We start from the raw sequence: 14,423 nt of genomic DNA, 5'->3' as shown, positions 1-14,423 counted from the left end.
GTGCTGGAGCGCGGCGGCGCCCACCGCCGGGTGCGGTGGGCGCCGGTGCTCCCGCCGTGGGGCGGGGCGGGGTCAGCAGGGGTTGACGTTGATCTTGAAGGTGGAGGTGGTGTTCCGGATGTCCTGGGCGTTGTCCCGCATGCGCAGGCAGTTGAAGGTGACCTCGCCGACGGCCGGTCCCTGGCCGGGTTCGGGCATCTCGTTGGCCCAGACGCCGAAGCCGGACTTCGCGTCGAAGGCGTCGCCGGACTTGCGCGCGCCGGTGATGGAGATGTCGGTGAAGACGGTGTCCTTCACCGGGTTCTCGGGCTGGGAGCCGTTGTACTTGGTCTGGAACATGATGCCGCTGTAGGTGGGGTCGACGATGTCCACGTGGCTGACGCGGATGCCCTGGAAGACCTTCGAGGCGGAGAAGATCCAGATGCCCGGGAAGGTCTGGCTGCCCCAGAAGTGTCCGCCGGACCGGACGACCGAGATGTTCTCGAAGTTGGTCGGGATGGTCCCGAAGCCGTTCATCGGGTAGCCGAAGTCCAGCGACGAGATGGTGATGCCGGAGTAGACGAGGGTGTCGGCGATGTGGATGTTGCGGAAGGTGTTGTCGTAGCCGCCGTAGACGGCCACGCCCGCCGCCCGCCAGGTCAGGGTGGTGGTGAGGTTCTCGTAGACGTTGTTCTTCATGTCGGCGCCGCCGGCGTCGATCGCGGAGAACAGCGCGAAGCTGTCGTCGCCGGTGGCCCGGGCGTCGTTGTTGACGACGTGGTTGTCCGTCGAGCCGTTGGTCATGTTGACGCCGTCGGCGAACATGTCGCGGATCCGGGAGTTCTTGATCGTGACCCGGTCGGTGTTGGCGCCCCAGTAGAGGCAGACCATGTGCTCGTTCCAGATGTCGTCGATGACGATGTCGGCGACGTTCGCGAAGTCGAAGACCTTGCCCGGTCCGTCGATCCGCGAGGTGTAGTTGCCGAAGTAGGCGAAGCCCTTGAAGAGCGAACCGTTCGCCGTGGCCTCGGCGCGGAAGCCGATGTCGGTGTTGTCCTGCGTGGTCGGCGCGTGGAACTTGGTGTACCACGGGCCGGCGCCGACGACCTTGACCGCCTTGCCGTAGACCTGGAACTTGCTGGAGGTCTGGTAGTCACCAGCCGGGAGGTAGACGCCGACGAGCTTCCCGGTGGTGTCCATGCGGACCTTGTCGAGGGCGTTCTGCACGTCCTGGTGCGTGAAGCCGGCCGGCACCGTGTACGCGGCCGGGTCCGGGTTCGCGACCGGCGCGACCTGCTCCAGGTTCACGAAGTCGATCGCGTAGTGCGCGGCCGAGTTCGCCGAGTCCTTCTGGAGGCGGATCCTGCTGCCCGCGGGGATGGTCTCCCCGAACATCAGGTTGGCCTCGTCGTAGATGTGGCGCGGGGCGCCGGAGCCCGGGTCGTTGCCGGGGCCGGCCTCGGCGCCGTACAGCCAGGCGTACTTCGAGGTGAGCGGCAGGGCCTTCTTGAACACGCCGTCGACGTAGACGTTGAGGGTGGTGTCGATGCCGCCGCCGCCCGGGGCGTCCGGGACGGAGAAGCGGGTGACGAGGGTGTTGGTGGCGGCGCGGGTGGTGAACTCGACGTACTCGCCGGTCGCGTCGAGGGTGACGGCCTTGCGGCCGGAGGCCTCGCCCGCGATGTCGCCGACGGTGCGGTTGGGGCCGGCCACGGTGGCTCCGCCGCCGGCGGTGCCGTCCTCCGCCTCGTACATCGTGTACGGCATGTTGGCGCCGCGTCCGACGAACAGCGGCTGCGACTGCGTGTTGTTCTCGCGCTTGACGGGCAGCTCGTTCGCGTCGGCCGCGATGACCGTCCTGACGGTGTACGAGCCGTTGGCGGCCGTCCAGGTGCCGAGGCTCACGACGGCCGAGGCCCCGGGGGCCAGTACGCCGCTCTGCGCGCCCGTCAGCGTCTTGACCACGCCGCCCTGCGCGTTGACGAGCTCCAGCGTGACCGCGCGGTCGCCGGCCGCGGTCGGTTCCGTACCCTGGTTCTTCACCGCGACCTTGAAGGTCACGGCGTCGCCGGCGGTCGGGCTCGACGGGCTGGTCGTCACCGAGGTGGCGAGCAGGTCGGAGCTGGCGACCGGCTTGACCACGAGCGCGGTGGGCCGGGTGTAGGTGTTGTTGGTCTCGTTCTGCTCCAGGACCTCGCCGGCCTCGTCCGCGACCGCGCTGAGGTCGTACGAGCCGGCGGCGCGCGCGCCGATGGAGACGGGGACGGTGGCCTGGGCGCCGGCGGCGAGAGCCGGGACCTGTCCGGTCGCGGCCTTGGTGCCGCCGAGCCGGACGGCGATCTTGCTGGCGGCCGCCGGGACGGTGCCCTCGTTCCGCACGACGGCGGAGACGGTGATCTCGTCGTCCTCCTCGGGCGCGGCGGGCGTCGTGGTGAGGCCGGTGACGGTGAGGTCGGGGTTGGGCGCGGGCACGCCGACGGCCTGGAACTCGGCGATCTGGCCGCCGGGGGCGCCGGTGTTGGCGGTGAACCTGAGCTGGACGTCCGCGAGCCGCGCGGTCAGCGGGATGGTGACCGTGTTGGCGCTCGCGGGGTCGAAGGAGTAGCTCTTCGCCGCGATCTTGCTGGTGAAGCCGGTGGCGCTCTGTTCGCGGCCGAGGACCTCGATGGTCTGGTTGCGGGCCTGCCACGCCTGGGCCGGGTTGAGCTTCAGCACGAGCCTGTCGAGGTCGGCGTTGGCGCCGAGCTTCACGGTGAGGGTCTGGGGGTAGGCGCCGCCCCCGCCCTCCCAGTAGGTGGCGGTGTCGTTGTCGTTGGCGTTGCCCGCGGCGAAGGCGCCCGTGGTCGAGGACGCCTCGATCGGCTTGCCGACGGACAGGTTGGATCCGGTGCCGCCGCTGCCGTTGCGGGTGACGCTGTTGGAGGCGACGGAGGTGTTGCCCGCCGCGTCCTTGGCGACCACGTGGTAGGTGACGGTGGCGCTGGCCGGCTGGGTGTCGGTGTAGGTGGTGAGGCCGCCCGCGACGCTGCCGCGCAGGACGTTGTCGGCGTAGACGTCGTAGGCGGTGACGCCCCGGTTGTCGGTGGCGGCCGTCCAGGTCAGCTTCACCTGGCCGCTCGCGGGCTCGGTGAAGCCGAGGTTCGCGGGGGCGGTGGGGGCCTGGGTGTCGCCGCCGTCGCCGGTGCGGGTGACGGTGTTGCTGTCCCCGGACTGGTTGCCGGCCGCGTCCTTGGCCCGGACCCGGTAGGAGACCGTCTGGTCGGCCGGCCGGGTGTCGGTGAAGGTCGTGACGTCGCCCGCCACGGAGGTCAGCAGGACGTTATTGGCGTAGATGTCGTAGCCGGACACGCCCACGTTGTCGGTGGAGGCGTTCCAGGTGAGCTTGATCTGCCCGGTGGCCGGCTGGGTGTAGGCGAGGTTCGCGGGGGCGGACGGCGCCTGGGTGTCCCCCGTGTCCGGGCCGTACACCTCCAGTTCGGATATCTGGGCCGCGGGCTGGACGGTGTTCGCCGTGACCAGGACCCGCACGTAGCGGGTGGTGGTGGAGTCCAGGCTGATCGTCGCGGTGTTGTCGTTGCCCGCGTCGAAGGCGTACGCCCGGGAGGCCGACAGGTCGGTGAAGTCGGTGCCGTTGCCGCTGCCCTGGATCTTCAGCGTCTGGCTGCGGGCGCCCCAGCCGGCCGGCAGCTTGAGGACCACCCGGTTCACCGCCACCGAGGCGCCGAGGTCGGCCTGGAGCCATTGGGGCAGCGCGTTGTTGGTGCTCTCCCAGTAGCTGGCCCGGTTGCCGTCGTTGGCGTTGGGCGCGGCGTACGCCTCGGTGTGGCTGCTCGCCGTGAGCGTCTTGCCGGCGGCGAGGTTCGCGGAGGAGCCCTCGGCCGCGTGCACCTCCAGCTCGGAGAGCTGGGCGGCCTGCCAGCCGGTGTTGGCGGTGACGTTCACCCGGACGAAGCGGGTCAGCGTGGCCGGGAAGGCGACGGTGACGGTGTTGGCGGAGCCGGGGCTGAAGGTGTAGGTGGCGGAGGCCTTCAGGGTGGTGAAGCTGGTGCCGTCGGCGCTGCCCTGGAGGGAGAGGGTCTGGTTGCGGGTCTCCCAGCCGGCGGGCAGCTTCAGGACCACCTCGTCGACGCGGGTGGTGGTGCCGAGGTCGGCCTGCACCCACTGGGGCAGGGAGCCGCCGGTGCTCTCCCAGTACGTGCCCTGGTTGCCGTCGGTGATGTTGCCGGCGCCGTAGCCGGACTGGGCGCTGCCGGCCGAGGCGGCGTCGCCGAGCGCGATGTTGGGTCCGCCGGCGGCGTGGGCGGCCACCAGGGGGCCGCCCAGGGCCAGCAGGCTCGTCGCGATCGCGGCGCTCAGGCACCGTGATCGCCAGGTGGGGGTTCTCATCGTTCCTCGCTTCGTGGGAGGGGGAGGTGCGGCGGGGGCGCCCGGGCGCGGTGCCGGGCGCCTCCGCCGGTGTCAGGGCGTCAGCCCTGGTTGAGGACGAACTGCGTGCCGGGCTGTGAGCAGACGTCGCCCTTGGCGGAGTTCGTGATGGTGACGTTCGTCAGCGTGGCGCTGCCGCGCGCGCCGCCCATCGCGAGGATTCCGCAGCCGTTGCGCGACTTGTCGATCGTCACGTTCGTGACCTTGACGTTCGGCATGGCGCCGCCGCCGGTCTTGAACTGGATGCCGTCGTAGGTCGAGTCGTGGATGTCGGTGTCCCGGATGGTGACGCCCGGGATGTCGGGGCCCTGTGCGAAGAGGGTGATGGCGCCGAACTCCTGGTCCTCGTTCCAGAAGGCGCCGCCGGTGCGGTGCAGGGCGTTGTTGGCGATCAGGGTCTGCCCGGAGAAGGGGAGCGGGTCGTGGTCGGTGGCCAGCATGATCCCCGGGTAGTTCATGGTGTCGGAGATGACGTTGTTCTCGATGGTGTTGCCGTACCCGCCGTAGACGGCGATGCCGTTGGCCCGCCAGGGGAGCTGGACGGTGTTGTTGCGGAAGTGGTTGTCGTGGCCGACGTCCACCGAGGTGTCCTTGACGTACTTGCTGGCCCACACGGCGAGGGCGTCGTCGCCGGTGTTGCGGAAGGACGAGTTGTAGACGGTGGAGTTGCGGGTGCCGTTGGCGAAGTTGATGCCGTCGGCGTAGGTGTTGCGGATCCGCATGCCGGTGAACTCCAGGCCGTCGCCCGGGCCCCACAGCTCGGGGATGTTGGCGTAGTCGCGGCCCGCCCAGACGCCGACGTTGGCGTGCTCGATCCAGACGTTGCTGATCTTCGTGCCCTTGCCGAAGCGGCCGTTGAGGCCGACGCCGCCCTCTTCCTGGGCGTTGTTGCCGCGGATGGTGCCGGAGCCGAAGATGGCTATGTCCGAGATCTTGGTGTTGTCGTCGATGTCGAAGCCGAAGTTGCCCTCGTGCGGGTGGTTGATCCCGTTGGCGAGGTGCGGCGGGGTCAGCGTGTAGAGCTGGGAGTGCCACATGCCGGCGCCGCGGATGGTGACGTCGCGGATGCCGACCTGGTTGTACACGCCCCGGTTCAGCGGGTCGTCGGTGAGGATCTTCTGCTCCTGGCGCCACTGGCCGGCCGGGATCCAGACGCAGGGGATCTCGCCCTTCTGGTCGGCGGTGACGGCGCGCTGGAGGGCGTCGGTGTCGTCGATGCCGTCGTTGGGCACGGCTCCGTACTGGGTGATGGAGACGCACTCGGCGGGCTTGGCGGCCGGCGGGGCGACCTGCTCCAGGTCGATCAGGTCGACGACGTAGAAGGCGGCGGTGTCACCGGCGTCGCGCTGGAGGCGGAACTTGGTGCCGGCCGGGTAGGACTGGGTCAGCAGCGCGTTGGACTCGTCGAAGAGGCGCCGTGCGTCGCCGCCCGGGGTGTTGGTGAGGCCCTCCGGCTGGTCGGTGGTGCCGTACAGCCAGCTGTGCTTGGAGGACAGCGTCAGCTTCCGCACGAACTGTCCGTCCGCGTAGAGGCTGAGGGTGGCCTCCTGGCCGCCGCCGCCCGGCGCGTCCGGGATCGAGTTGCGCACGACGACGGAGTTGGCGGCGTTGGTGGAGGTGAACTCCACGTAGTCGCCCTGGGTGTTGAGGCGCACCGACTCGCGGCCCGAGGACTCGGTGGCGAAGTTGGTGTGGCCGAACGGGCGGGTGGAGTCGGTCTGGAGGAGCGTGCCGCGGTAGGCGGCGTCCTCGGCCTCGTACTCGGTGTACGGGACGGCGGCGCCGCGCCCGACGACGATGGAGCGGGAGAAGACGTTGTTGTTCTCGTTCGTCTCCGTGACGGTGGCGGTGGCGTCGGCGGTCGCGGTCAGCGTGACGCCGCCGTCGGTGGCCGTCCAGGTGCCGGTCACCGCGACGTCGGCCGTGCCTCCGGCGGCGATGGCCGGGGTGGTGCCGTTCAGGGTGGTGGAGCCGACCGTGAGCCGCGTGACGCTGCCGGCCGGTACGGCGGAGGTGCCGCGGTTCTTGACCGCGACCGTGAAGGAGACCGGCGCGCCGACCGCGGGGGTGGCCGGGTTCGGGGTGATGCCGGTGACCGTCAGGTCGGGGCCCGGGGTCTGCGTGACGTTCAGCTTGGCCGTCGCGGTGCGGCTGTTGTTGCCGTTGTCGAGCTCGGGGACCGTGTCGGTCGGGTCGACGGCCGCCGAGACCGTGTAGGCGCCCATCGGGCGCTTGCCGATGGGGACGTTCACGGTGGTCGACTGGCCGGCGGCGAGCGCGGGGACCGCGGCGGAGCCCGCGACGGTGCCCTCGGCGCTGACGTTCACCGTCGTGGCCGGGGCCGCGGCGGTGCCGGCGTTGCGGACCGTGACCTTGGCGGTCACGTCGTCGGCCTCGGAGGGGGTGGCCGGCTCCCAGGTGAGCTCGTTGACGACGAAGTCGGGGGCCGGGGCGGCCGTGCCGAGGACCTGGATCTCCGCGACCTGCGCGCCGGGGGCGCCGTTGTTGGAGAAGCCGGTCAGGCGGAGGTCGGAGACCCGGCCGGTCACCGGGATGGTGACCGTGTTCTGGGCCGATGCCGGGTTGAAGGCGTAGTCGGCGCGCGCCTTCAGGGTGGTGAAGCCCGAGGCGTCGGAGGCCCGGCCGAGCACTTCGAAGGACTGGGTGCGCGGGCCCCAGGCGGCGTCGGGGTTCAGTTTGACGACGACGCCGGTGACGTCCGCGTCGGAGCCCAGCTTGACGGTGAGCGAGGCGGGGAAGCCGGCGGACTCCCAGTAGGTGGACGTGCTGTCGTCGTTGGCGTTGCCGGCCGCGTAGTTCTGGGTGGTGGAGGTGGCCTCGATGGGCTTGTTCCGGGCCAGGTTGGTGCCGGTGACCGGGGGCGGGTCGCCCGGGTCCTCGCCTCCGCCGGTCTCGCCGTAGACCTCCAGTTCGGAGAGCTGGGCGGCGTTCCAGGCGGAGTTGTTCCCCACCTGGACGCGGACGTAGCGGGCGGTGGCCGCCGGCAGGTCGATGTTCACCGTGTTGGCGGCGGAGGGGTTGAACGCGCGTGCCTGGGCGGCGGTGAGGGTGCTGAACGCGGTGCCGTCGGCGCTGCCGAGGACGGCGAGGGACTGGTTGCGCGCCTCCCAGCCGGTCGGCAGCTTGAGCGCGAGGCGGTCGAGGTCGACCTGGGTGCCCAGGTCGACCTGCACCCACTGCGGGAAGGAGCCCAAGGGGCCTTCCCAGTAGGACTGTTGGCTTCCGTCGGTGACGTTGGACGCCGGGTAGCCGCCGTTGGCGCCGCCGGCCGTCGCGGCTCGGCCGAGCGCGAGGTTGGTGTCCGCCGCGGCGTGCGCGGGGACGGGGAGCAGTCCTACGGAGATCAGGCCCGCTGTCAGCAGACCGACCCCCAGCCGCCTGCTCGGGTGTGTGCCTCTCATGGTGACCTCTCCGCATGCGGGCAGGGTCCGTGGCCTGTCCCCCTGTCCGTGGAGCACTCTCACCGACGGACGCGCAGGGGAGCTCAAGGAGCTCGGCAGGAACACGCACCAAGAGCCCAACATGGCTCTGACAAGGATCGGATGACAGCCAGCCGGGTTCTTGAGTTGCTCTGTGGCTCATTTACGCTGTCAGCCCGCAAGGTTTCTACCGGATGACGACTTTGTCAACGGTTCCCGTTCGATCTCCAGCAGGAGACGGTGCCGGAAACGCCAACGGCACCGGTGTCGACGCCGCCAGGGGCGGGGACACCGGTGCCGGTGGGCAGGAATCATTCAGTTATCGGACGGCGAGGCCCGGAAACCCTTCGGGAATCCGGGCTCCGGACCGGGGCTCAGGCAGCGGGCGGCGGGGCCGTCGAGCCGCGGACCACGAGCTCGGGCTCGAAGAGCAGTTCCCCCGAGTGCTGCTGGGTCCCCTGGACCTGCGTGATCAAGAGGTCCACCGCGGCGCGCCCCATGGCCTCGATGGGCTGCCGCACCGTCGACAGCGGCGGTTCCGTGCACGTCATGAACGCGGAGTCGTCGAAGCCCACGACCGACACGTCGGCGGGAACCGACAGGCCGCGCCGCCTGGCGGCCCTGATCGCGCCCAGCGCCAGGGGGTCGCTGCCGCAGACGATGCCGGTGATCCCCCGGTCCAGCAGCCGCGCGGCGGCGGCCTGACCGCCCTCCAGGGAGAAGATCGACCGCTCCACGAAGGTGTCGTTCCACTCCATGCCGGCCGCCGCGGCGGCCACGTGGGCGGCTTCCAGCTTGCGCCGGGAGGGGACGTGGTCCTCGGGGCCGAGCACGAGCCCGATCCGCTCGTGCCCCAGTGAGGCGAGGTGGCGCCACGCCTGCTCGATGGCGACGGCGTCGTCGCAGGACACGCAGGGGAAGTCGAGCCCTTCGATGGACGCGTTGATCAGGACGACCGGGATGTTGCGCTCGGCCAGCCGGTAGTAGTGGTCGTGCGGGGCGTCGGCCTGCGCGAAGAGTCCGCCGGCGAAGACGACGCCGGAGACGTGCTGCTGGAGCAGGAGCTCCACGTAGTCGGCCTCGGAGACGCCGCCCTTGGTCTGCGTGCAGAGCACCGGGGTGAGTCCCTGCTGGGCGAGCGCACCGCCGATGACCTCGGCGAACGCCGGGAAGATGGGGTTCTGGAGTTCGGGGAGGACCAGGCCGACGAGCCTGGCCCTCTCTCCGCGCAACTGCGTCGGCCGTTCGTAGCCGAGCACGTCGAGTGCCGTCAGCACGGACTGCCGGGTCGTCTCGGAGACCCCGGGCTTGCCGTTGAGGACACGGCTCACCGTGGCCTCGCTGACCCCCACCTTTTTCGCCACCTGAGCAAGTCGTCGCGTCATACACGCAAGTATAGCGCAAACAACGCAAGCGAATTTCTTCATCTTGCTAACTCGGGTGACCTTCCTGACGTAAAAGAATCGAAAGGTGCACCGCTCCCTCGTTCAGGAGGGGCGACGTGCGTTTCAGGGCCAGGGAGTGGGCGCCGGGGGCGTGACGACCGGAGGGCGGTCGTCGCACGTGAGGGTGTTCGGCAGCAGCCGGGGGGCGAGCCAGCCGCCGTCGTTGCCGCCCCGGTCGGTCAGCGCGAACTCGGACCCCGTGGCGGGGAAGTTGAAGGAGCCGCAGTTGTTGACGCCGACGGCCCCGATGTTGCGGGCGTCGACGTTCTCGAAGGTGGCGGAGCCCTTGGTCCGGGCGCTGAGGACGGAGTTCCCGGCACCGTCGACGCGGACGTCCTTGAAGTGGACGGCCGGGATGTCGTACCGGTCCTTCACCCCGTACTCGCTGACCAGCATGATCGCGTTGTGGGTGGAGTCGAGGTAGTGGTCCCCGGTGACCCGCACGTCGGCGTCGATCGAGCCGTCCAGGGCGTAGAACCAGAGCGCGCCGAGGCCGATCCTCCAGTTGAGGTCGAGGGTGCCGGCGCGGACGGTGGTGTTGTCGGTGAAGCGGAGGGCGCCGGTGAAGGGTTCGGCGCCGAAGCGGGCGCCTGCGTGGAGCCCGCTGCCCTCGCGGACCGGGTCGGCGACGAGGTTGCCGGTGACGGTGGTGTCCTCACCGCCGTAGACCGCGATGCCGTTGGCGAGGGTGGGTGACTGGACGGTGTTGCGGGCGACGGTGTTGCGGGCGTCGGCGGTCTTCTCCGACCACAGCGCGATGCCGTCGTCGCCGGTGTTGCGGATGAAGTTGTTGCGGACGAGCGAGTCGGTGACGCCGGTGTGGAAGTTGAGGCCGTCGGCGATCTGGTCGGTGATGACGTTGTTCGTGACCTTCACGTTCCGCATGGGGCCGTCGAACCAGAGGCCGACCTTGGTGTGGTGCAGGTACAGGCCGTCGATGGTGGAGTCGCTCATGGCACCGCCGATGGCGTTGACCTGGTCGGTGTCGATCCGTTCGCGGACGTCGCCCTCGATCGCGAAGCCGGACAGGTGCACGTTCTGGCTGCCGCCTTCCGCCGCGGACCTGCCGTAGAGGCCGACACCGGTGTGCCGGGAGCCGTCGGAGGCGGGCTCGTCCAGGGCGACCTGGCGGCCCTTGAGGACGGTGTGCCAGTTGCCGGCTCCGACGATGGTGACGTCGTCGACCTCGATGTGCCGGTCCACGCGGAAGGTGCCCGGCGGCAGGTAGACCGGCCGGTCGAGGCGGCGGGCGAGCGCGATGGCCCGTTCGATGGCGGGGGCGGCGTCCCGGCGGCCGGCCGGGTCGGCGCCCAGGAGCCGTACGTCGACCGCGCCGCGCTCGACGTGCGGCGGCGCCACCAGCTCGGTGTCGAGGAGGTCGATGACGGTCCAGGCGGCGGGGCTGCCGGCCGGCACCGTCAGCCGTACCTTCTCCCCCGCCCGGAAGGTCTTGCCGAGCGGCAGGCGCTGCTCGTCGTAGAAGTGGGTGGGCCGGAAGGGCTTGTCGAAGGCGGGCGCCGGCGTGGTGGCGGACGGGACGCAGGCGCACTCGGCGAGCCACCAGTCGGGGTGGAGCAGGTCGGCGCCGGGGTCGTTGGTGAAGGGGTACTGGTTGTAGAGCCAGGAGTACTGCGAGGTCAGCGTCATCGTCTTGCGGTGGCGGCCGTCGACGGAGACGTCCAGGGGCGCGGTGATGCCGCCGCCCGCGGCGGCGTCCGGGATGCTGTAGCGCACGGTCAGGGCGTTCGCGGCGCGGGGCAGGGTGAACTCGACGTACTGGCCGGGGACGAGCCGGACGGCCTTCCGGCCGGATGCCTCCGAGGGGAGGGTGTACGGGGTGCGGTCCGGGCCGATGACGGTGCCGGTGGTGCGGGCGTGCTCCGCCTCCTGCTCGTCGAAGGCGACGTCGGCGCCCCGGCCGGCCACGAGCGCCGGGTCGAGGCCGGCGCGGGTGACGGCGGGGGCCGAGGGGGCCGACGGACGGGACGGTCCGGCGGGCGAGGCGGTCGCCGCGGTGGCGGCCACCTGGCCGAGGCAGAGGAGCGCGCAGGCGACGGCGGTGGCTCTGGCACCGGCGCGCACGCGCGGACGAACGCGGTTGGGGATCATCTGAGCTCGCTTCTCTGACGGTGTGGAACCGCGGCGAACGGGCTTCGCGGCGGCGGGCGGACTGCGCGTCGGCTGCGAGCGGAGGGCGAGCCGCACGCGCGGAAGCCCCGCCCCCGACCCCCCACGGAACGGGAACGGGACTTCCGCCACGGCCGGGTCAGGGTCCCGGCCTCGGCCGTCGTGCGCCGCGGCCGACGGGGTCGGCGCTGAGCGGCCTCGGCCGCACGACGGGGTCTTCTCCCGGGCCCGCCGCCGGCGGTCGCGTGCGCGGACGGCGCTGTCGGGGCGGCCCGGGGGGGTCAGGCCTGGAGCCAGGCGGCGGTGTCCGGGGGGAGGGTGCCGGCGGGGTCGAGGGGACCGCTCGTGAGCAGGAGCGCGGAGTGGGCCGGGAGCTCCACGGGGGCGGGCGAGAGGTTGACCACGCAGATCAGACCGTGCTCGCGGGCGAAGGCGAGGACGCCGTCCCCGGCGGGGAGCCAGCGCATCGGTCCGTCGCCGAAGCCGGGGAGGGTGCGGCGCAGTCCGAGCGCGGTGCGGTAGAGGGTGAGCATGGAACCGGCGTCGGCCCGCTGCCGGTCGACGGCGTAGCGGTCCCAGTCGGCGGGCTGCGGCAGCCAGGGTTCCGTACCGGGCCGGGTGCCGAAACCGGAGGAGGGCGCTTCGGCCTTCCACGGCAGGGGGACGCGGCAGCCGTCGCGGCCCGGGTCGGTGCCGCCGGAGCGGAAGTGCATGGGGTCCTGGATGCGGTCGCGGGGGATGTCGGCCTCGGGGAGGCCGAGCTCCTCGCCCTGGTACAGGTAGACCGAGCCGGGCAGGGCGAGGGTCAGCAGGGCGGCCGCGCGGGCCCGGCGGGTGCCGAGGTCCGGGTCGGTGGGGGTGCCGAAGCGCTTCTTGGCGAAGTCGAAGCCGGTGTCCTCGCGGCCGTAGCGGGTGGCGGTGCGGGTGACGTCGTGGTTGCAGAGGACCCAGGTGGCGGGGGCGTGGACGGGGGCGTGCTCGGCGAGGGTGTCGTCGATGGTGCGGCGCAGCCGGTCCGGTTCCCAGGGGCAGGCGAGGAAGTTGAAGTTGAAGGCGGTGTGGAGCTCGTCCGGGCGCAGGTAGCGGGCGAAGCGTTCGGCGTCGGGGAGCCAGACCTCGCCGACGAAGACGCCGCCGTACTCGTCGGCGATGGCCCGCCAGGAGCGGTAGACGTCGTGGATCTCGTCCTGGTCGAGGTAGGGGTGGGGGTCGACGCCCTCGGTGAAGTCGGGCAGGTCCGGGTGCTTGGTGAGCAGGGCGGCGGAGTCGATGCGGACGCCGGCGACGCCGCGCTCGAACCAGAAGCGCAGCACGTCCTCGTGTTCGCGGCGGACGTCGGGGTGGTTCCAGTTGAGGTCGGGCTGTTCGGGGGTGAACAGGTGCAGGTACCACTCGCCGTCGGGCACCCGGGTCCAGGTGTCACCGGCGAACTGGGAGGGCCAGTTGTTCGGCGGGAGTTCGCCGTTCTCGCCGCGGCCGGGGCGGAAGTGGAACCGCTCGCGCTCGGGGCTGCCGGGCCCGGCGGCGAGGGCGGCCCGGAACCAGGCGTGCTGGTCGGAGACGTGGTTGGGCACGATGTCGACGATGACCTTGATGCCGTGCTCGGTGGCCTCGGCGATCAGCTTCTCGGCGTCGTCGAGGGTGCCGAAGGCGGGGTCGATGGTGCGGTAGTCGGCCACGTCGTAGCCGCCGTCGACGAGCGGCGAGAGGTACCAGGGGGTGAACCACACGGCGTCCACGCCCAGTTCGCGGAGGTAGGGCAGGTTCGCCCGGACACCCGCGAGGTCGCCCGTGCCGTCCCCGTCGCCGTCCGCGAAGCTGCGGGGATAGACCTGGTAGATGACGGCGTCGCGCCACCAATCATGGGTGCGGGAGGGGTGCACGGCTGCCACAGGAGGTCCTTTCGGGCAGGTGGGACTCCGCCGCCGGCCGGGACGGGGCATGGAAGGTGCCGGCCGGCGGCGGAGGCGTGTGGGTGGTGGAGCGGGGGGAGGTGGGGGTGCGGGGCGCGGGTCAGCCCTTGACGCTGCCGGCGGTGAGGCCCGCCATGATGCTCCGCTGGAAGAAGACGAACACGATGATCATCGGGATGCTCGCCATCACCAGACCCGCCATGATCTGGTTCTGCGTCACCTGTCCCGCGGTCTGGGAGAGGCCCACGCTGATCGTCATCTTCTCGCTGTCCGGCAGCACGAGCAGCGGCCAGACGAAGTCCTTGAACACCATCACGATGGTGAAGATGGACACCACGCCGAGGATGGGCCGCGAGATCGGCAGGATGATCGAGACGAGCACGCGCCACGGGGGCACTCCGTCGATCTCCGCCGCTTCGAGGATCTCGTCGGGAATCGAGTCGAAGAACCGTTTGAGCAGGAAGATGTTGAACCCGTTGGCCGCCACGGGGAACCAGATCGCCCAGGGCGTGTTGAGCAGGTTCCACCCGAAGACCGGCACGTCCGTGACGGTGATGTAGGCCGGGATCATGACGACGATCGGCGGGATCATCAGGGTCGCGAACATCGCCCCGAGGATCACGTTGCCGAACATCGGGCGCAGCTTGGACAGCGCGTACGCGGCCGTCACGTCCACCGCGAGGGCGAACAGCCAGGCGCCGACCGAGTAGAAGAGCGTGTTCTTCAGGAGCAGCCCGACGTCGAAGAGCTCCCACGCGTCGGTGAACACCGAGAAGTCCGGGTCCTTCGGCCACAGCGTCGGGGGCATCTGGGCGATCTCCTCGCCCGATTTCATCGCGCCCGTGACCATCCAGTACAGCGGGAAGACGAACACGAGCGTGAAGACGGCCAGGATGGCGGCGAGCACCGTCCAGTAGATCCTCGAACCCCAGCGGGACTTGAGCTCCAGGGGCGAGACGATGGTGCGGGAGTGGCCTTCGGCCCAGTGGGCGCGGCGCCGCTCGCGCGGGCGGGACCCGGCCGGCGGCGGTTCCTTCCGGGTGTCCCCGGCGGATTCCGGGTGGGATGTCAGGTCAACGGTGTGGGCCACGGGA

The 14,423-nt window shown here is 71.0% G+C and carries 6 protein-coding genes; all 6 read right to left on the bottom strand.

All coding sequences use genetic code 11. The annotated features are described in order from the left end of the window. Positions 1-72: 72 nt before the first annotated feature. On the bottom strand, positions 73-4,365 hold the full coding sequence (locus tag ACF1ED_RS21600; protein ID WP_391762747.1) for a discoidin domain-containing protein: 4,293 nt from the start codon (positions 4,363-4,365) through the stop codon (positions 73-75). Between the two features lie 80 nt (positions 4,366-4,445). Continuing rightward, a complete protein-coding gene (locus tag ACF1ED_RS21595) occupies positions 4,446-7,826 on the bottom strand; it encodes a CARDB domain-containing protein (RefSeq protein WP_391762745.1) in 3,381 nt (1,126 codons plus the stop codon). Positions 7,827-8,218: 392 nt separating this feature from the next. Further along, the gene (locus tag ACF1ED_RS21590; protein WP_391762743.1) at positions 8,219-9,229 is read right to left on the bottom strand and encodes a LacI family DNA-binding transcriptional regulator; all 1,011 of its coding nucleotides are present in this window, start codon (positions 9,227-9,229) and stop codon (positions 8,219-8,221) included. 123 nt (positions 9,230-9,352) lie between these two features. Then, positions 9,353-11,398 (bottom strand): glycosyl hydrolase family 28-related protein, encoded by a 2,046-nt coding sequence (locus ACF1ED_RS21585; protein ID WP_391762741.1) that lies wholly within the window; start codon positions 11,396-11,398, stop codon positions 9,353-9,355. 299 nt (positions 11,399-11,697) lie between these two features. Next, entirely contained in the window at positions 11,698-13,308 is a 1,611-nt protein-coding gene (locus ACF1ED_RS21580; protein ID WP_391762739.1) for a glycoside hydrolase family 13 protein, read from the bottom strand. Between the two features lie 121 nt (positions 13,309-13,429). Then, positions 13,430-14,419: a carbohydrate ABC transporter permease gene (locus ACF1ED_RS21575; protein WP_391762737.1), complete on the bottom strand. Its 990-nt coding sequence runs from the start codon at positions 14,417-14,419 to the stop codon at positions 13,430-13,432. Between the last annotated feature and the right edge of the window lie 4 nt (positions 14,420-14,423).

The sequence above is a fragment of the Streptomyces sp. NPDC014656 genome, assembly GCF_043084305.1.
In the GTDB taxonomy this organism is placed as follows: domain Bacteria; phylum Actinomycetota; class Actinomycetes; order Streptomycetales; family Streptomycetaceae; genus Streptomyces.
This window is presented reverse-complemented; position numbering and strand designations above follow the sequence as displayed.

Bases quoted from the DNA above. Each gene is read 5' to 3' on its own strand.
- ACF1ED_RS21585 (WP_391762741.1), bottom strand. From the start codon at position 11,398: ATGATCCCCAACCGCGTTCGTCCGCGCGTGCGCGCCGGTGCCAGAGCC.
- ACF1ED_RS21595 (WP_391762745.1), bottom strand. From the start codon at position 7,826: ATGAGAGGCACACACCCGAGCAGGCGGCTGGGGGTCGGTCTGCTGACA.
- ACF1ED_RS21600 (WP_391762747.1), bottom strand. From the start codon at position 4,365: ATGAGAACCCCCACCTGGCGATCACGGTGCCTGAGCGCCGCGATCGCG.
- ACF1ED_RS21590 (WP_391762743.1), bottom strand. From the start codon at position 9,229: ATGACGCGACGACTTGCTCAGGTGGCGAAAAAGGTGGGGGTCAGCGAG.